The organism is Pseudomonas imrae (assembly GCF_046352735.2).
Taxonomy (GTDB): Bacteria; Pseudomonadota; Gammaproteobacteria; order Pseudomonadales; family Pseudomonadaceae; genus Aquipseudomonas; species Aquipseudomonas imrae.
Window position 1 is genome coordinate 195678 of record NZ_CP110853.2, and the last position, 16700, is coordinate 212377.

Below are 16700 nucleotides of genomic sequence, written 5' to 3' on the forward strand. Positions count from 1 at the left end.
GGGGCTGACTCCGACGTGCTCTTTTTTGCCGAACATTTTGCGCCCAAAACCTGAATGAGGAATTTCCATGATTCGTGCACCGTTGGGAGATAAACGGTATTGGGACGATCATGAAGCGAAGGATCGGCAATGGATTGAGCGCGTCAGTACAATTCTCTCGCAGCCTTCGGCTAATCCCCTTTACAGAGCGCAATTTGCGTTCGATTTTGCCAAAGATAATTTGCGCGCGGCTATCCGGGTCTATTCGAGCGGTCGCAGCATTGCAGAGATGGCAGGCTGTCTCTCTGCCGTTCTGGATGCATGGGAGCTTTCCAATCGAGAGTCCGACAGCGTATGTGCTGAGAATAATCTGCAGACTTGCCGAGACTGGACCTTCGAACTGACAGATTTGAACCACTACATCTTATCTTTCTGGTTGGTGAGCCTGGCACTGGTTCTTGAAGTTCCCGATGATCAATGGCATCGATTGGTTACGTTGATCGGCCCCCAGGGGCAGGATGTTCTGCTGGATCGAGTCATTGCATCCCGCCAGCCAGAGCGGGTGATCGGCCAGACGCTACTTCACGCCAAACCCTACGCAAGACTGCTCGAGGCAATCGACGCGCCCCAGGCGCAACAGGCGTCGCTGTTGCTTGCGTTCGTGGCGCATTGGTATCCGGAGTTGAACCGACGCGGTAAGCAGCAACCCTGGTGGTACACCTACGGTGACCCGGTACAACACCCTCTCGAGATGGGAGGCTACTTTGGCCGCTGGTGTTTTGAGGCGGTTGCCGCCGTCAAGGTGTTCGGGCTGGACGATAGCGAGTGTATCGAGCACGAACATTATCCCGGCGACTTGCTCCATCCCCGTGAAGAGGTGGTACCGGACCTTGTGCAAGTTGAGAAAGCGGGATGGTTCACGAGGTTGTTTGGACGGTCAGGTGAATGAGCCTTAACTTGTATAAGTTCCGACATGGTCTGGGCGTAGCTTTATTACTGGCTGCGTTGTTGAACGGCTTCTTGCGATTTGATGGCAGTTGGAGGCGCTTTTTTACCATGGTGTTGGTGCAGTTATGGTTTGGCCAGGCGGTCTACAACTATGCGCGTGGCGCCAGGGTGGCCATTGCGCCCGGCGGCATGAGTAAGGATGCCAATGGGCAGTGGCGAGCAATGCTGGCTGGTTTCGCTCTATTTTTATACGGGGTCGTGTTCTTTTTGAGTTTTTGATGCTTTTAAGGCAGATCCCGCCCCTTAATATGTGCCCTGCGTGACATCCCGTCGCGATAGCTGGCCCCGAACACCTTGGATTTACTCACTTAGGAGCACCACGTGAAAACACTGTTCAAAACCCTGCTGGCAGGCCTTGCCGGCGCTGCGCTGCTGACCCTGGCCGGTTGTGCCACAGAAAGCTCGCGTGCGCTGCAGGTCGAGAAAGTCGCCAGCGCCGGCGTTGTCTATTCAGGTGTGCGAGTGCCGATTGCGGTGGGCAAGTTCGACAACCGCTCCAGTTACATGCGCGGGATATTTTCCGACGGCGTGGATCGCCTCGGTGGCCAGGCCAAGACCATCCTGATCACCCATTTGCAGCAGACCAATCGCTTCAGCGTGCTAGACCGCGACAACATGGGCGAAATATCCCAGGAAGCGAAAATCAAAGGCACCGTGCAGAAGCTCAAGGGTGCTGATTACGTAGTGACCGGCGATGTGACCGAGTTCGGCCGCAAAGAAACCGGCGACCGCCAGTTGTTCGGCATTCTGGGCCGTGGCAAGACCCAGGTGGCCTACGCCAAGGTCAACCTGAACATCGTCAACATCAGTACTTCGGAAGTGGTGTATTCGACCCAGGGCGCGGGTGAGTACGCGTTGTCCAACCGTGAAGTGATCGGCTTCGGCGGCACCGCCAGCTATGACTCCACCCTCAATGGCAAGGTCCTGGACCTGGCCATGCGCGAAGCGATCAATCGTCTGGTTGAAGGCATCAACGCCGGTGCCTGGAACCCGCGCAACTGATTTAATTGTTTGCAAGGAGCAGTACACGGATGAGCAAGGCAGTGAAGTTGGCGTTGATGCTGACAGCAATGACAGTAGTCGCTGGGTGCCAGACGGCACCCCAACCCCTGTATCAATGGGAAAGCTACCAGCCGCAGGTTTACGAATACTTCAAGGGTGAGCCCAGGCAAGCCCAGGTCGAAGCGCTGGAACGGGATCTGCAAAAGATCAACGCCAGTGGCCGCCAGGCACCACCGGGCTATCACGCCCATCTGGGCTTGCTTTACCTGAGCATGGGTAAGGATGACCAGATGGTGCAGCAGTTGCGCACCGAGAAGGCCTTGTTCCCCGAGTCCGCCGCCTACATGGACTTTTTGCTGAAGAACGCCAAGGCCCCCGAGGTGAAAAAATGAACCTGTTGAAACTCACAGGCGTTTTGTTGGCCGTGGCATTGCTGGGTGGTTGCGCAGCCCCCAAGACCGTCGACTACTCGGCGTTCAAACAGGCGCGGCCCAAGTCGATCCTGGTGTTGCCACCGATCAACGAATCCCCTGAAGTGCAGGCGTCCTACAGCCTGGTGTCGCAAGTGACGTACCCGTTGGCGGAAGCCGGCTACTACGTGTTGCCGATTGCCCTGGTGGACGAAACCTTTCGCCAGAACGGCCTGACTACCGCCAATGACATCCAGGCGGTTTCACCCGGCAAACTGCATGAAATTTTTGGAGCGGACTCGGCGCTGTACATCACCGTCAGCGAGTACGGCACCAAGTACATGCTGATCTCCAGTGATACGGCGGTGACGGCCTCGGCCAAACTGGTCGACCTGCGCACCGGCACCACGCTGTGGACGGGTTCGGCGCGGGCTTCCAGCGAGGAGGGCAACAGCAACGGCGGTGGCTTGGTGGGCATGCTGATTACTGCGGCGGTCAACCAAGTGATCAACAGTTCCACCGACGCCGCGCATCCGATTGCCGGTATCACCAGTGCGCGCCTGCTGTCGGCCGGCCAGCGCACGGGAATCCTGTACGGGCCGCGTTCGCCCAAGTACGGGTCGGACTGACGACCTGAGCGTGAAAAAAGGCCTTTCCTGGCGACTACCTGGAAAGGCCTTTTTTCGTTGTAGGGTGTGTCTTCAGGTTGTTTGGAGGGGCTGCCCGCTCAGGCCGATGATGTCTGTGGGGGAGAGGGGCTGCGTGCTTTTCACCAGAAAGTCTGTACGGCCATTGCCGGTAAGGTCCACCCCGATGTAGTAGCGGCCGGTTTGCGGGTGCTGCTTGACGATCGCGTCGCCTTTGCGCCCCGTATAGCTGTCGACCAGGTTAAAGGGCGTATCGGCTTCTTTGATCACACCCCTCAGATCGATCTTGTCTTGGCCGCTGACGAAATCCGTGAGTACTCGGGCTTGGTCGTAGGTCGATTGGCTGGCCTTGTCAAATACGAAGCGGGCGGGATCCGGCTCCGGCTTCGGCTCCGGCTTCGGAGGGGTGGGAGGCGTTACCGCAGGTGTGACGCGCGTATCAAGAGGGGTAGGTTTGTTATTCTGCGAATCGATGAAGTCTGTGGGTTTGACCTGTCCGTGGGTGTTGATCAGCAGGTCGGCCTTGCCGGCGCCCGTCAGGTCGATTGACACGGTCCCGGTGCCGGATTTTTCGTTGTAAGTGATGATGGCCTCGCCGGCCTTGCCACTTAGCGTGCTGACAAAGGTCAGGGCAGGCGTCCTGGCGTTTTTCATGGCAGCAGATACGTCGATCTTGTCGACACCGCTGGTGAAGTCCATCAGCGTATCGGGATTGTTCGGCGAAGAATCGCTGGCGTTGTTGTAGACAAAGGTGTCCGCCCCGCCACCACCACGCAGACGGTCCGCACCTGCGCCGCCGGTAAGGCGATTGTTGGCCTCGTTACCGATGAGTGCATCGGCGCCCGCCCCACCAACGGCATTCTCCAGGGTTACGCCCTTGGCGATAGATACATTGCCCTTGAGTCCCCCGACATCCGAGAACGACCCGGCCTTGAGGTTGATGGTCTGGCTGGCGGAGTAACCAGAGAAGTCCAGGGTATCGTTGCCACCACCATCCCAAACGCAGAACACGGCCTTGTCTTGGGAAGCGCCCAAGGTGTAGAAGTCTCGCTGCGTGTTGGAGTTGAAGCCGTAAGTGGTGTCTTCTTTGCGGGTTTCATAGTTGGCCCCGTATTGGCGTTGGATGGCGCTGATATCGTCCATCATCGGGGCCCTGGGTTTGGTGCCGCCGCAGTTTTTGCCGCTGCTGCGTTCACCAAAGTAGCTCATGACCGTATGCGCGGTGGAGTCTTGCGCATAAGCCCGCTGGCTCTCGTTGGCGCTGCCGTTGTAGTGTCCTGGATGACTCAGGCCCAGAGCGTGGCCGATCTCGTGGGTAATGACGACCCGGGTAGCCATTCTTGGGTTGTATACGGTCTGACCACCTCCCCGGCCATTGGGCGTTGGATAAGTACCGTGGGCAGTCCGCTCGCTGTTGGAAAGACTGAAACTGAGTCGACCTTCGGCCGCGCCGCCATTTTCGGCAAACGTCAGATTTGCCACATCCCCCCACGATTGCATCGAACGCCGGGCCTGCTCTTTTTGCGTCTCGTTGAACCCGGAGTTTCGGCCGTTGCCGTTGAACGTATAGGAGATCTCGGTTTTATTGTTGCCGTTTCGGTCTTGCCACTTCGAAGTCTGTTGAGTGAGCTGTCTGATGGTTTGCGAGGTATCAAAGGAGCGTTTGTTGACTTTGGAAATATACGGGTCATCCGGGCGCAGCGTTTCATCGCTGCCGTTCCACGTTTTCGGGGTGGGCTGTTGGTGGGTGTCAGGTGTGCGTTCGTCGCGCACAGGTCGTTGCGGCCTGATTGCTGGAGGCCACGAGGGTAGCTGGCGTTGTGAAGCGGGATCGGAATGGTTGAAGGGTTGATTTGCGTCTTGCTTGTGTTGGGCGCACGCGGATTGATTAGATGTAAAAGCTTCGTTGTGAATTTTCATTTCCGTGAACTCTGGATAATATTTTTTTGAGTTGTCCTTTTATTGGATTTTTAGACGGATTCCATTTGCGTCCACGATAAACTGGCGCCGATGAAGTAGGTTGCCAATATCCAAAGTGTTTCCGGAATATCGGTTTTTGGTGGGGGGAAGTATCCGAAGGGACTGTAAGTTTTGTTGGTTTTTTTGAAGTTATTGAATTTAATGGCTTTTGAGGTTTTAGTGTTTTCTGGCTCTATTTTATAAGTGGATTTTGCTGTTTTGACAGACACATGGTGTTGTCGGAATATTAAATTACTTTTGGTTTCCTATAGTTTCCTAACGTCACTCAGGAAGTGTTCAGCGGGCAGCCTCTAGCCGGGTTTGTCCGACAGCCGACGGGAAAAGCGGGACGTTTAACCCGAACGAGAAGGACGTTGCGTCTGAAGTTTGGTACGGACCATTCACCTGTGAGGCTTAGCCCGATGTCCTGTCATTCTCTCTTTCGCCTGCGTCCCTTGACCCAGGGATTTACCCTGACCCTGTTGGCGACGCTGGCTGGGTGCGGCTTACCCTCGGCGCATGAGCCCGCTGCGCCTGCCGCTTCCGGCCCGGAGTACCAAAGCGAGGCGGCGTATAGTCCGCCCTCCCTTGTCAAACGTATGGCCAGCCCGGCGCCGATGAGCTTGCGTGGGCAGATGAACGATGCGGTCGTTCGCCAGGAGCCCCGCGAGCGGTATCAGAAGTTGCCGGACAACCCGGTCCACCGCGTCGCCGAAACGCCGGTATCGACCTTCAGCGTCGACGTCGACACTGGCAGTTATGCCAATGTCCGACGTTTCCTCGATCAGGGCAGCCTGCCGCCCGAAGGTGCTGTGCGATTGGAGGAAATGGTTAACTACTTTCCTTACGCGTACGCCTTGCCCACCGATGGCTCACCCTTTGGTGTGACCACCGAGTTGGCGACAACGCCGTGGAACCCGCACACCCGCCTACTGCGCATCGGTATCAAGGCGTCCGACCGTGCGGTGGCGGATTTGGCGCCGGCCAATCTGGTATTCCTGGTGGACGTCTCCGGCTCGATGGATCGTCGCGAAGGCCTGCCGATGGTCAAAAGCACCCTTAAGCTGCTGGTGGATCAGTTGCGTGAGCAGGATCGCGTATCGCTGGTGGTGTATGCCGGCGAGTCGCGGGTCGTGCTCAAGCCGACATCCGGCCGTGACAAGGCGAAGATCCGCAACGCCATTGAACAGTTGAGCGCTGGCGGTGCGACGGCCGGTGCTTCGGGTATCGAAATGGCCTATCAGATGGCGCGCGAAGGGTTCATCGACAAGGGCATCAACCGCATCCTGCTGGCCACCGATGGTGACTTCAACGTCGGCATCAGCGACTTCGACAGCCTCAAGCAAATGGCGGTTGAACAGCGCAAAAGTGGCGTTTCCCTGACTACCCTGGGTTTTGGCGTGGATAACTACAATGAACACCTGATGGAACAACTGGCCGATGCCGGCGATGGTAATTACGCCTACATCGACAACCTGCGCGAAGCCCGTAAAGTTCTGTTGGATCAGCTCAGCTCGACCTTGGCGGTGGTAGCGCGGGATGTGAAGTTGCAGGTGGAATTCAACCCGGCCCAGGTCAGTGAATATCGCCTGCTGGGCTATGAAAACCGCGCGTTGAAACGCGAGGACTTTAACAACGACAAAGTGGATGCGGGCGAGATCGGCGCCGGGCATACCGTTACTGCGTTGTATGAAATCGTCCCGAAGGGCGAGAAGGGGTGGCTGGAGCCGCTGCGCTACGCTTCCCCCGCCGTTGAGGGCAAAAGCGCCGAACTGGCCATGTTGCGAGTACGCTACAAACCGGCGGAAGGTGGAGATAGCCGGCTGATCGAGCGCGCGATCAACAATCAGCCAACTAACGCCATGCCCAGCGATGATTTGCGCTTCTCGGCCGCAGTGGCGGCCTTTGCCCAGCAACTCAAGAGTGACGGACGCTACACTGGCGCCATGAGCCTGGCCGACACTGCCGCTTTGGCGCGCGCTGCCCGAGGTGACGACCCGTTTGGCCTGCGCAACGAGTTTGTGCAACTGGTCGAGCTGGCGCAGAGTCTCAAGGTGCAGGTTACGCACTGATCATCGGAAAGGAGTTTGGCATTCAATGGATTCACCCAGTGACGAGGCCCTGCTGGCCCGCTATCGCGATGGTGACGGTGCTGCGTTTGAAGCCCTGTACGCCCGCCATCGGCAGGGCCTGTACCGTTTTCTTATGTCTTTGAGCAATAAGGCGGAACTGGCCGAGGAAGTTTTCCAGGACACCTGGCTCAGCCTGATCCGCAGCAGCACTCAGCCACAGGGGCGGGCGAGCTTTCGTACCTGGCTGTTCCAGATTGCGCGCAACCGCCTGATCGATCATTGGCGCAAGCACGGTGTTCACAACCCGTTGCACGATAGCTACGACGAACAGCTTCATGGCCAACTGGACGACAGCGCCGGCCCCGAGCAGCAATTGAGCCTGAGCCGTGACCAGGGCCGCCTCGATGCCGCGCTGCAGGATTTGCCCGAGGACCAGCGGGAAGTGTTCCTGCTGCGCCTGCATGGCGACCTGGAAGTGCCGCAGATTGCTGCCTTGACCGGCGCTCCGCTGGAAACCGTCAAAAGCCGTTTGCGTTACGCCCAGCAGAAACTGCGTCGGCTGCTGGCCGAGGAGGTACCCGTATGACTGACTCCCGACACAACCCGGATTCGACCGACGAACTGCTGACCCAGCATTTTCGTCAACACGCCAGCGGTGAGCCGCCGGCATCCATGGATGCTTTCATCCTCGCCACTGCTCTCCGCGAAGCGCCGGCGCCCCAGCTAAACCTGTGGCAACGCTGGTTGCAGGCCTGCCAACGGCCGCGCTGGCAGATGGCATTCGCCACGGTGGCAGGCGTAGCGCTGATGATCGGCCTGGTCGTGCGCTCGCCTGTCCCCACCGCCGAGTTGCCTGCGCCCGAGGCTGCGCAATACGCCGCCGCGCCACCGCCGCCTGCGCTGGCAGCTCCAGCGGCACCCGCGCCCATGGCACGGCTCGCCATGGCGCCGCAGGCTGACAGCATGCAGATCCAGGCTGAGGTATCGGGCGCAATGGCTGACGCGCCTGCTGCCAGAATGAGCAAGCGCGCGGCGGCAGCCGTATTACCCACGCTGGAACAAGAGCTGCACGAGATTCTGCGCTTGCGTCAGGCGGGAGAAGCAAGGGCGGCGGATGAAAAGCTGCTGGCGTTGCATAAACGCTTTCCCGGCGAGGACTTGCCCGCTCGTTTGGAGGCGCTGCAAAAGCGCTAGCCACGTCGCGCAAAAAAAGCCCCAGGTCTTTCGACATGGGGCTTTTTTTGCGCGCGGCGTTGGGTTCGAGGCGCTCGTTGTGATTAGCTCAGGTATTCAATGTCATGCTCTGGCAGGGCAGGAACCTGAGTCATCAGATGTTCCCGTAACTGAACCATATGGCGCGCTTTTGGACTGGCTTTGAGCCAGGTCATGTAATAACCATCGCCCGTTGCCACAGCGCATTTGAACGGAAGCCGTAGTTGGCCCAGTTGTACTTCCTGGGCGACCAGCACCAGATCTGCGACTGAAATACCCATACTTTGAACGGCCGCGGCAATCCCTTGATCCAAAGTGTCGAACAGTTGGCCTCGTTCAAGGTTGGTAGTGTCAAGGCAGCCCATCTTTTTCAACCAGCGCCGCCAGTCGCGCCGGTCTGTGGAAGGGTGTAGCAATTCATGCCCGTTGAGTGACGCCAATGTGCATTCACTCGCCTCCAGGTACCCAGGGCTACAAATCGGAATCAACCACTCATCAAATAACTTGAAACTCTCCACACCCGGACCAAAATTGCCGTCCCCCAAGAGGATTGCGCAATCGTACGGCTCGGAATAGAAGTCCACCTCATCCACATCCATCCACACGCTGGACAGCTGGACGGAGCAGTCACTGTTGGCTCTATTGAATTTATCAAGCGCTCTAAGCAACCAGCGGATCGTTAGCGTCGAGGGGGCCTTGAGGCGCAGACGATGGCGGTCTACTTTCAAAAGCGCACATGCACTTTCAATGATTTTGAAGCCGACTTTCAGTTCTTCAGCCAGCAGGCGTCCATGATCAGTGAGGCTGATCTTTGGTCCATGGCGTTCAAAAAGATTGCAGCCAAAGAGTTCTTCGAGGGTCTTGACGTGGTGGCTGACCGCGCTTTGAGTGACAGCTAACTCGTTGGCAGCCTTACTGAATGAGCAAAAGCGCGCTGCAACTTCAAAGGCCCGTAGTGAATAAAGTGCTGGAATCCGTTCTGTCACGAGGTCTCTACCATGAGTAAAGCTAATACTACATCATAATCTAACTCGTTTTACAACGTTCGCTTGCCCTTCCAGAATGCGCGTCTAAAAAAGCTATATACATATAACTTTTTAGACGTTCTCTTGGAGATGTAATGCTAGCTATACATGGACGATGCGTTAATAAGTTGGATTTGCTTGAGTATATAAACGGGTGTGAGTCTTACCAGAAGACATGGGCGACAACCGCCTTGGAAACATTTGAGACAATCGTCAATCAAGATGACTTTCCCTGTTTGTTTGGAAAAAAGGCGGTCAATGCTTTAAGCACTGAACTGCTTTTTGTCGGTAAAGAAAAAGGCGTTGCAGATCTCATTGCAGGGCTGAGTTCTTACGTGCAAAAAGTAAGATCCTGGTCGTTGAAGTATAGAATCGGCAAGCCCTTGATCGTGTTATTCGAGAAAAATGATTTTGGCACCCTTGAGCTTGAGCAGCTATACGCCTGGGATCTGTTACAGCAACTGCATGACCAAGATCCCGGACCTTGGCCAGAGGAGATTCCAGCCGACCTTAATAGCGAGCATTGGACATTTTCCTTCCTGGGTATGCCGCTGTTTATCAATATGAGCTTTCCTCAACATAGCGTGATGAAAAGCCGAAACCTGGGTTCGCATATTGTTTTCGTGATCAACCCACGGGAAAACTTTGACCAAGTAGCGGCTGGTAACTCGGTGAGCGGTCAACGTATTCGCGATCGTATTCGTTCAAGGTCAGAAGCTTATAACCAGGGTATCAAGTCTCAGACACTTGGTGTTTTTGGCGAGCGTGGCAGCCTTGAAATAAAACAGTACCAACTCGAAGAACCAGGAGCACTGAGCCATGAACGGTGCCCTTTTCGGATGAACATCAAGTAACCCACCCAAGGGGCAAAAAAGTTTTGAACACTGCATTGACCGTAACTTATATCTTGACTGTTATGTTGCTGATAGCGACGCCGGGCCCTGTCGTTGCATTAGTGGTTGCTACAGCCAGTGTGTCTGGGCCAAGAAAGGCGCTTTCGACGGCAATCGGGACGAACTGGGCTTCCCTGGTGCTGATTGCGTTGGCCTCGTACATCATTGTGACCAGCGCCGCCATTAACATCATGTTGTTGAACATTCTCAGCCTGGTGGGCTGCCTGTTCATTGGTTACCTGGCGCTCGATACGCTCAGAAGCGTACCCGCGCCTTCGAGTACACAAGCGCCGGTGAAAAATGCAGCCCAAGGCGGGCTATGGCGCGGTTTTATCGTGGGTATTTCAAACCCGAAGGACATTATTTTCTTCATATCCTTCTTTCCCCAATTCATTCAGGTCACCTCTTCATCGAAGCACAGCCTGCTATTGCTGTCGCTGCTGTGGGTTGTAATCGATCTGCTCATTCTGGGTACCTACATTTTCATTACCCGAAAGCTGCTCAACGACACCAACCAACAGTTGATTTCCAAGTGTTCGGGAATCGCCTTGCTGCTAGTAGCTCTGTTGGGGCTGGTCTACAACGTGCGCGAGCTTCTGTTTCAGCCTGCTATTGGCTAGTACGCCGGTTGCCTGACTCTGCACGCCGCTCAAACCCAACCAAACAAGGATCGAGTGATGGCTGGTAGTTCCCCTTTTTTGCCTGCTTACGACGGACCGAGCTTTCTCGGCGTTCCTGCTACGGAACTCGCAAAGTTCCAGCAGGGTCCCAGGCAGTGGTTTTTCAGGCTGGTCAATCAGGAGGAGTGTCACAGGCTGGTAGAGTTGGTCTGGGGCAACGTCAACCATTGTCTGGAGGGTTATCGCTGTGCTGTAGATGCCTCAGACTTTGCCGAGGTGATGCTTGCCCAAGAGCGGGGCGCCGAGACAATTGGGCGGCAAATTCGGCAAGACGTTCTCAGTCGGCTGGGGAGTGCGCAACAGCGCCAGCATTTCTTTTTACAGCATGCTCCGCTGTTTAAAACACTGGGTGGCTGGCTCTGCGGAGTAACGTCCATCGCGTATGCGTGGCGCAGGGACGCTGGGCTATTGCTTCAGACCCACGCAAAAATCATGGGAGGCGGGCACCCGAAACTTAGCCAGAGTTGTCTATTCGACCAAGCTGCACGGCAGGCAGGGGTGCATTTGAGTGAAGTGTTCACAAACAGCTTCAGTCAACACCCGGATATTCAGGACGCCGCTTTCGAGCTACCGGTGTTTTTGCTCGGCCTGGCATGGTTTCCAGCGACACGCTTTGCCGAAACCCTGGGCGTCAACCTTGCGTTATGCAGCTATCTTGATCAGCTCAATGCCCTTGATGACGAAGCCGGGAGCCCGCTCCTCGGACAAGCTTCCAGTGAGCAGTATCGGCCGCTGGCCCTTGCGGCCATCGACTATCACCTGGCCCAGGTCGACCCCAAGTCCCATGCGCAAATAGCCACAGGCCACGCCTGCGCGTTGGGATTGATTCACACGAATGAAAGCCGTCTGGCCAGCGAGCTGATGGATGAAGCGCGCTTCAGCAACTCAGCAGACATGGTCGCGCTGATTGAAAAGCTCGGCCCTCACGGCTGTGGTTATCACAAGCGTGGGCAGTTGGCGGAGCAACCCATTGACCATTGGCTTGATCCACAAACCTTCAATGCACATGCGACGATTCAGGCGCTGGCGGACAGTCGTTACGTCAAGGCTGGCCAGCCGGAAAAAAGCGCGTTGATGAACATCATCAGCAATCCGAAAGGCCGAATGTTCGGGGTCTTTTCCACGGCAGATATTCAAGTCGTCGATACGTGGATTGCCACGCTCAATACCGCAAAAAGTATCCCGCAAGCCACCCACGCCGCTACTGACCTACAAGCTCAGCGCCCTGCCGTGCCCTGTGACACAGCTTTCGCACAGGCGTGGCAGCGAGCATTGGCGAAGTACTCTGGATACCCGCTGCACAAGCTTTATCCGCTGTTCCTTCATATTGACAAGGCACCGGATGCACTGCCAATGGCCAGGCATTTTGCAGAGCGCTGGTTGGCCCGGCATCGGCAGGCCGTGCAGAGCGAAGGCCTGCCGTTCAGCCCATACAGCCATCAACAATTGGATCTGTGGCTGGCTGCACAGCACAAGCGCCAGGTCGAGAGCTATCGGCCGTTGACGGGTGCTGCGCAAGAAACACGCGAGGAGATTATTGCCGAGGCAATCAAGCTTGCGCCGCTGACCTTGATCGACGGGGCCTGGCTGCGAAATATCGTTACGCCTGCCAGTGCTACCAGCCCCATCGGCGCGCTGCTGTACCGAACCCTGCTTGATGAACTCGGGCAAGGCGATACCACCCTTCATCACGGCAATATCTATCACGATCTGCTGGCCAGCATGGGCGTCGAGTTGGGGGACTTCACCGCGCAGTCCTTTGCTGCCGGCGCCCATTTCGACAGCGAATGCTTGCAGGTCCCCGTGTTCTGGTTGGCCATCTCACTGTTTCCGAAAAGTTTCCAGCCGGAAACCCTGGGACTGAATCTCGCAATGGAGCTGTCGGGTGTGGGGGGCGAGTATCGCCGCTCAGCCGATGTGCTGCGCCACTACGGTTTCAGCTCGATGTTTACCGACCTGCACAACACCATCGACAACGTGGTCAGCGGCCATACGGCTTGGGCGATAGAGGCGATCAAGCAGCATCTGGATGATGTGGCGCAGAGCGGTGGGCACTCAGAACTCTCCCGTCACTGGCAGCGCGTCTGGGTTGGTTATCACGCGTTAAGCCCGCCTGCCGATTCATTGCTCTCCACCTTGCGGGCCTTTACCCAACGCAGCTTCGACAAAATCACTCAACGGCAGGATGCATCATGAGCTACGGATTTTTATCTTTCATATTGGCAGTGCTGGTCATCAACCTTTCCCCCGGACCGGCGATGCTTTATGTGATGAACCAGTCGCTCAAGCATGGTGTACGCACCGGTTTGCGGGCTGCAGCGGGCGTTGAGTTCGGGGTGTTTTTCTATGTGCTGCTGGCAGCGTTCGGCTTGGTGCTGATCTTCAAGGAAGTGCCGCTGCTGTATCGCGCCGTGCAGATCGCGGGGGCTTTTTACCTGCTTTATCTGGCCTTTATTTCCTGGCCGGTTCGAGCGGGCAACGATACCGCTACGGTTAGCGAAAATGCGCCAGCCCCCGCCAACTATGCCTTCAGCAAAGGCATGCTGATCAACCTGTCGAACCCTAAAATCGGCCTGTTTTTCATTAGCCTGCTGCCGCAATTCGTGCCTTCCGACGCAAGTCCCGCCTGGCTGCATTTTTTGCTCTACGGACTGATCTTCAACATTGGTGGGATCCTCGTGAACATGACGGTGGGGCTCACCGCACACTCGTTGCGGGCTACCCTCCAGCGTGCTACCTGGTTTGACTATCTGCCGCCGGTCCTGTTTTTCGCCATTGCGCTATTCGCGTTCGTACAGGGGGTGGTATGAGCTACATCCTCGGAATCTCAGCCTTTTACCATGACAGTGCGGTGACCTTGCTCAAGGACGGGAAAATCGTCTGTGCCTTGCAGGAGGAGCGTTTCTCGCGGGTCAAACAGGACAAGCGTTTTCCGGGCAAGGCCTTGCTCGCCTGCCTCGATCAAGCAGGCATCAGCCTGGCTGACATCAGTTGGCTGGCGTACTACGAAGACCCGAACCTCAAGTTCGAGCGGATCTGCCAGACCTACAAGAATAATTTCCCGCGAGGTGCGTTGGCCTTCGCTCAGAACTACACCAGGTTTGCCGCGCGCAAGAACGTCAGCGGAATCCTCGCCAGCGAACTGAGGGCGCTGTTTCCCGGCGTAGTGATGCCACCGCTGTACCTGTGCCAGCATCACTTGAGCCATGCGGCTTCAGCGTTCTACCCGTCACCGTTTCAAGACGCCGCGGTGTTGTGCGTCGACGGCGTAGGGGAGTGGTCGACCACTACGGCCTGGCATGGCACCGGTAACCAGCTTGAACCGGTGTTTGAAATTCGCTTCCCCCATTCCCTTGGTTTGTTGTACTCGGCGTTTACGTATTACTGCGGTTTCAAAGTCGACTCCGGAGAATACAAACTCATGGGCTTGGCGCCTTATGGCGAGCCGAAGTACGTGGATACTATTCTCGAGCACCTCATCCAGATTGCGGATGACGGCAGTTTTACCCTTGAGCGTCAGTACTTCGACTACGAGGTCGGCGAGCGGATGATCAGCGATGCCTTTGAGGTGTTGTTCGCCGGTCCGCCTCGCGAACCAGAAGCTCGCATCACGCAGCGGGAAATGGACTTGGCCGCCTCGATCCAGGTGGTCACCGAGCAGGTCATGCTGGGGCTGGCGCGCAAGGTCAAGGCCGCGACCCAGGCCGAGCATCTGTGTCTTTCCGGCGGTGTCGCGCTGAACTGCGTGGCCAATGGCAAGCTGGCGCGTTCCGGACTGTTCAAAAGTATTTTCATCCAGCCTGCCTCGGGGGATTCTGGAGGGTCCCTGGGCGCGGCTTTGCAATGTCATTACGAAAAATCCGGCCTGCAGCGTGAAGCAGATGGTGTCGAAGACAGCATGCAAGGCGCTTATCTGGGCAACGACTACAGCAATGCCCACATCGAGCAGAATCTGCGTCAGTTGAACGCCAATTATCAAAGACTCGACCCTTCGGCATTGGTTGAGGCGACGGCGGCGCAGCTTGCGGACGACAAAGTGGTCGGATGGTTTCAGGGGCGCATGGAGTTTGGCCCTCGGTCGCTTGGCGCGCGGTCGATCCTGGGTAATCCCCGTAGCGAACACATGCAAAGCGTGATGAACCTCAAGATCAAGAACCGCGAGTCGTTTCGCCCCTTCGCGCCGGTGGTGCTGGCCGAGGAGGCGCATCATTGGTTCGATCTGGATCAGCCGTCGCCTTACATGCTGATCGTCGCCCCGGTGCAGCCCGACAAGCGTGAGCCGAGCGTTGACGATGTGGGTTACGTCGGCATCGAGAAGCTCAAGCTCAAGCGCTCGCAGATACCGGCGGTCACTCATGTGGACTTCTCCGCAAGGGTGCAAACCGTGGACGGGAAGCACAATCCCCTGTTCCGTCAGTTGCTCACCTCCTTTGCCAATCGGACGGGTTGCCCGGTACTTATCAATACCTCGTTCAACGTCCGGGGCGAGCCTATTGTCGAGAGCCCGGAAGACGCCTACCGCTGTTTCATGCGCACGGAAATGGATTGCCTGGTGATCGGCCAGTTTCTGCTGACCAAATCCGAACAGCCTCAATGGAATGAAGATACTGACTGGAGAACGCACTATGCCCTCGACTGACAAGCCCGCACTGGATCACCACCAGGCCGTGCAGGAGGTTTATAAATGGACCCCGCAAATTCGTGACTACGACAGTTTCATGCACATTGGGGCACGCTGGGTGCCCTACACCATGTACTTTCATGAAAAGAATTTTCGGTCGCCGACCATCAATACGGATGCCTTCGGGTTTCGCTACAGCGAGCTGGCAGGACAGCGCTTTTCGGTCACCGAGCTGCCCGCCCACGGCAAGGTCAACTTGCTGGTAGGCGGCTCGACTGCCTTGGGCGTTGGCGCCACGCGCGACGCATCCACCGTGGCCTCCAGGCTCAGTGAATTGACCGGTGAGGTGTGGCTGAATTTTTCCGGGCGCGGCTACAACTCCACCCAGGAATTGCTGATGTTCCTGATGCATCAAAAACGCCTGGGGGATATCGGCCATGTGGTGGTGTTCAGCGGTATCAATACCTTGGCACTGGAAGGTATCCCGGATGAATTTGCCAGCGAGCATGGGCGTTACTACTACTCTTTCGAATTCCAGCATTACATGAACAAGTTCAACGAGGACATGCAGCGCAAGAAGAACTCGTTCGGCTCCAAAGGCGGTGAATCCTGGGTACAGCGCTGCAAAAATGCATTGTTCTATGAAAATCCTGCCGATGAAGTCATCACCGACGAGGGGATCTCACTGGATGCCCGCCTTGAGCGCGCGGCTGAATCCATCACGGATGCATTGAAGCAGTGGAAACTGCTGCTATCGGGCAGTAACGCCACCCTCAGCTTTGTCCTTCAGCCTCTGTCTCATTGGTGCCGGGACCAACTGACGCCTGAGGAAGAGGCCGTTTTCCATGCCATCGACAGTTGTCCGAACAACTTCTACCGGTTGTTCAGCGGTGTACTGGGCAAGGAAGTGCATGCGCCGTTTTTCCGGCATATCCAAACCAAAGCTGGCGATATTCGCTGCCTGGACATGAACGTCATGCTCAAGCGGTCGCCGGTATTCAATGAAACCCTGTTTGTAGACCGCGTCCATTTCAATGACCTGGGCAATGAACAACTGGCGAAACAAATCAGCGCCGAACTAGGCCTCTATCGGGAGCAAAAGCATGGGCATCATTCGAAAAATATTGAACCTGTTCAAGCGTAAGAAAAAGAAACGTGGCGGCTCTATCTATCCGTTGCGCTAATTCGTCGA

At 56.5% G+C, this 16700-nt stretch carries 16 protein-coding genes; 14 read left to right on the forward strand and 2 right to left on the reverse strand.

Annotated features, from left to right (window positions below):
- Nucleotides 1–67: 67 nt before the first annotated feature.
- The 5 genes from OQ460_RS00790 (at nucleotide 68) to OQ460_RS00810 (ending at nucleotide 3028) form a co-directional block, all read left to right on the forward strand.
- Nucleotides 68–928, forward strand: a complete 861-nt coding sequence (locus tag OQ460_RS00790) for a PoNe immunity protein domain-containing protein (RefSeq protein ID WP_410020051.1) — start codon at nucleotides 68–70, stop codon at nucleotides 926–928.
- Nucleotides 925–1206 carry a hypothetical protein gene (locus tag OQ460_RS00795; protein WP_410020052.1) on the forward strand — a complete coding sequence of 94 codons (282 nt, stop codon included), beginning with the start codon at nucleotides 925–927 and terminating at the stop codon, nucleotides 1204–1206. The genes OQ460_RS00790 and OQ460_RS00795 overlap by 4 nt, the downstream gene beginning before the upstream one ends.
- Before the next feature lie 102 nt (nucleotides 1207–1308).
- A complete protein-coding gene (locus OQ460_RS00800) occupies nucleotides 1309–1989 on the forward strand; it encodes a CsgG/HfaB family protein (RefSeq protein WP_410020053.1) in 681 nt (226 codons plus the stop codon).
- Nucleotides 1990–2018: 29 nt separating this feature from the next.
- Nucleotides 2019–2381 (forward strand): DUF4810 domain-containing protein, encoded by a 363-nt coding sequence (locus OQ460_RS00805; protein ID WP_410020054.1) that lies wholly within the window; start codon nucleotides 2019–2021, stop codon nucleotides 2379–2381.
- Nucleotides 2378–3028 carry a DUF799 domain-containing protein gene (locus OQ460_RS00810; protein ID WP_410020055.1) on the forward strand — a complete coding sequence of 217 codons (651 nt, stop codon included), beginning with the start codon at nucleotides 2378–2380 and terminating at the stop codon, nucleotides 3026–3028. The genes OQ460_RS00805 and OQ460_RS00810 overlap by 4 nt, the downstream gene beginning before the upstream one ends.
- Before the next feature lie 72 nt (nucleotides 3029–3100).
- Here the strand turns inward: OQ460_RS00810 and OQ460_RS00815 are convergent, their stop codons facing one another.
- Complete coding sequence (locus OQ460_RS00815; protein ID WP_410020056.1) at nucleotides 3101–4966, reverse strand: M10 family metallopeptidase C-terminal domain-containing protein; 1866 nt, start codon at nucleotides 4964–4966, stop codon at nucleotides 3101–3103.
- A gap of 461 nt (nucleotides 4967–5427) precedes the next feature.
- Between OQ460_RS00815 and OQ460_RS00820 the strand changes: the two genes are divergently transcribed.
- Genes OQ460_RS00820 through OQ460_RS00830 form a run of 3 tightly spaced genes read left to right on the forward strand, consistent with a single transcriptional unit; the run spans nucleotide 5428 to nucleotide 8271 of the window.
- Nucleotides 5428–7077, forward strand: coding sequence for a vWA domain-containing protein (locus tag OQ460_RS00820; RefSeq protein ID WP_410020057.1), 1650 nt, complete (start codon nucleotides 5428–5430; stop codon nucleotides 7075–7077).
- Between the two features lie 25 nt (nucleotides 7078–7102).
- The gene (locus tag OQ460_RS00825) at nucleotides 7103–7663 is read left to right on the forward strand and encodes an RNA polymerase sigma factor (protein ID WP_410020058.1); all 561 of its coding nucleotides are present in this window, start codon (nucleotides 7103–7105) and stop codon (nucleotides 7661–7663) included.
- On the forward strand, nucleotides 7660–8271 hold the full coding sequence (locus OQ460_RS00830; RefSeq protein ID WP_410020059.1) for a hypothetical protein: 612 nt from the start codon (nucleotides 7660–7662) through the stop codon (nucleotides 8269–8271). The genes OQ460_RS00825 and OQ460_RS00830 overlap by 4 nt, the downstream gene beginning before the upstream one ends.
- An 83-nt stretch (nucleotides 8272–8354) precedes the next feature.
- On the opposite strand, the gene OQ460_RS00835 is transcribed toward OQ460_RS00830, so the two are convergent.
- Complete coding sequence (locus OQ460_RS00835) at nucleotides 8355–9275, reverse strand: LysR substrate-binding domain-containing protein (protein ID WP_410020060.1); 921 nt, start codon at nucleotides 9273–9275, stop codon at nucleotides 8355–8357.
- 230 nt (nucleotides 9276–9505) lie between these two features.
- Here OQ460_RS00835 and OQ460_RS00840 point away from each other — a divergent pair, with 230 nt between their 5' ends.
- The 6 genes from OQ460_RS00840 to OQ460_RS00865 all read left to right on the forward strand — a co-directional run bounded on the left by OQ460_RS00840 (nucleotide 9506) and on the right by OQ460_RS00865 (nucleotide 16652).
- Nucleotides 9506–10168: a YqcI/YcgG family protein gene (locus tag OQ460_RS00840; protein ID WP_410020061.1), complete on the forward strand. Its 663-nt coding sequence runs from the start codon at nucleotides 9506–9508 to the stop codon at nucleotides 10166–10168.
- A 23-nt stretch (nucleotides 10169–10191) separates the two neighbouring features.
- Nucleotides 10192–10827, forward strand: a complete 636-nt coding sequence (locus tag OQ460_RS00845) for a LysE family translocator (protein WP_410020062.1) — start codon at nucleotides 10192–10194, stop codon at nucleotides 10825–10827.
- Nucleotides 10828–11400: 573 nt separating this feature from the next.
- Complete coding sequence (locus tag OQ460_RS00850) at nucleotides 11401–13083, forward strand: iron-containing redox enzyme family protein (RefSeq protein WP_410021898.1); 1683 nt, start codon at nucleotides 11401–11403, stop codon at nucleotides 13081–13083.
- Complete coding sequence (locus OQ460_RS00855; RefSeq protein WP_410020063.1) at nucleotides 13080–13697, forward strand: LysE family translocator; 618 nt, start codon at nucleotides 13080–13082, stop codon at nucleotides 13695–13697. Before OQ460_RS00850 ends, OQ460_RS00855 begins: the two co-directional genes overlap by 4 nt.
- On the forward strand, nucleotides 13694–15526 hold the full coding sequence (locus OQ460_RS00860; RefSeq protein WP_410020064.1) for a carbamoyltransferase: 1833 nt from the start codon (nucleotides 13694–13696) through the stop codon (nucleotides 15524–15526). Before OQ460_RS00855 ends, OQ460_RS00860 begins: the two co-directional genes overlap by 4 nt.
- Nucleotides 15513–16652, forward strand: coding sequence for an SGNH/GDSL hydrolase family protein (locus tag OQ460_RS00865; protein ID WP_410020065.1), 1140 nt, complete (start codon nucleotides 15513–15515; stop codon nucleotides 16650–16652). The genes OQ460_RS00860 and OQ460_RS00865 overlap by 14 nt, the downstream gene beginning before the upstream one ends.
- Nucleotides 16653–16700 lie beyond the last annotated feature (48 nt).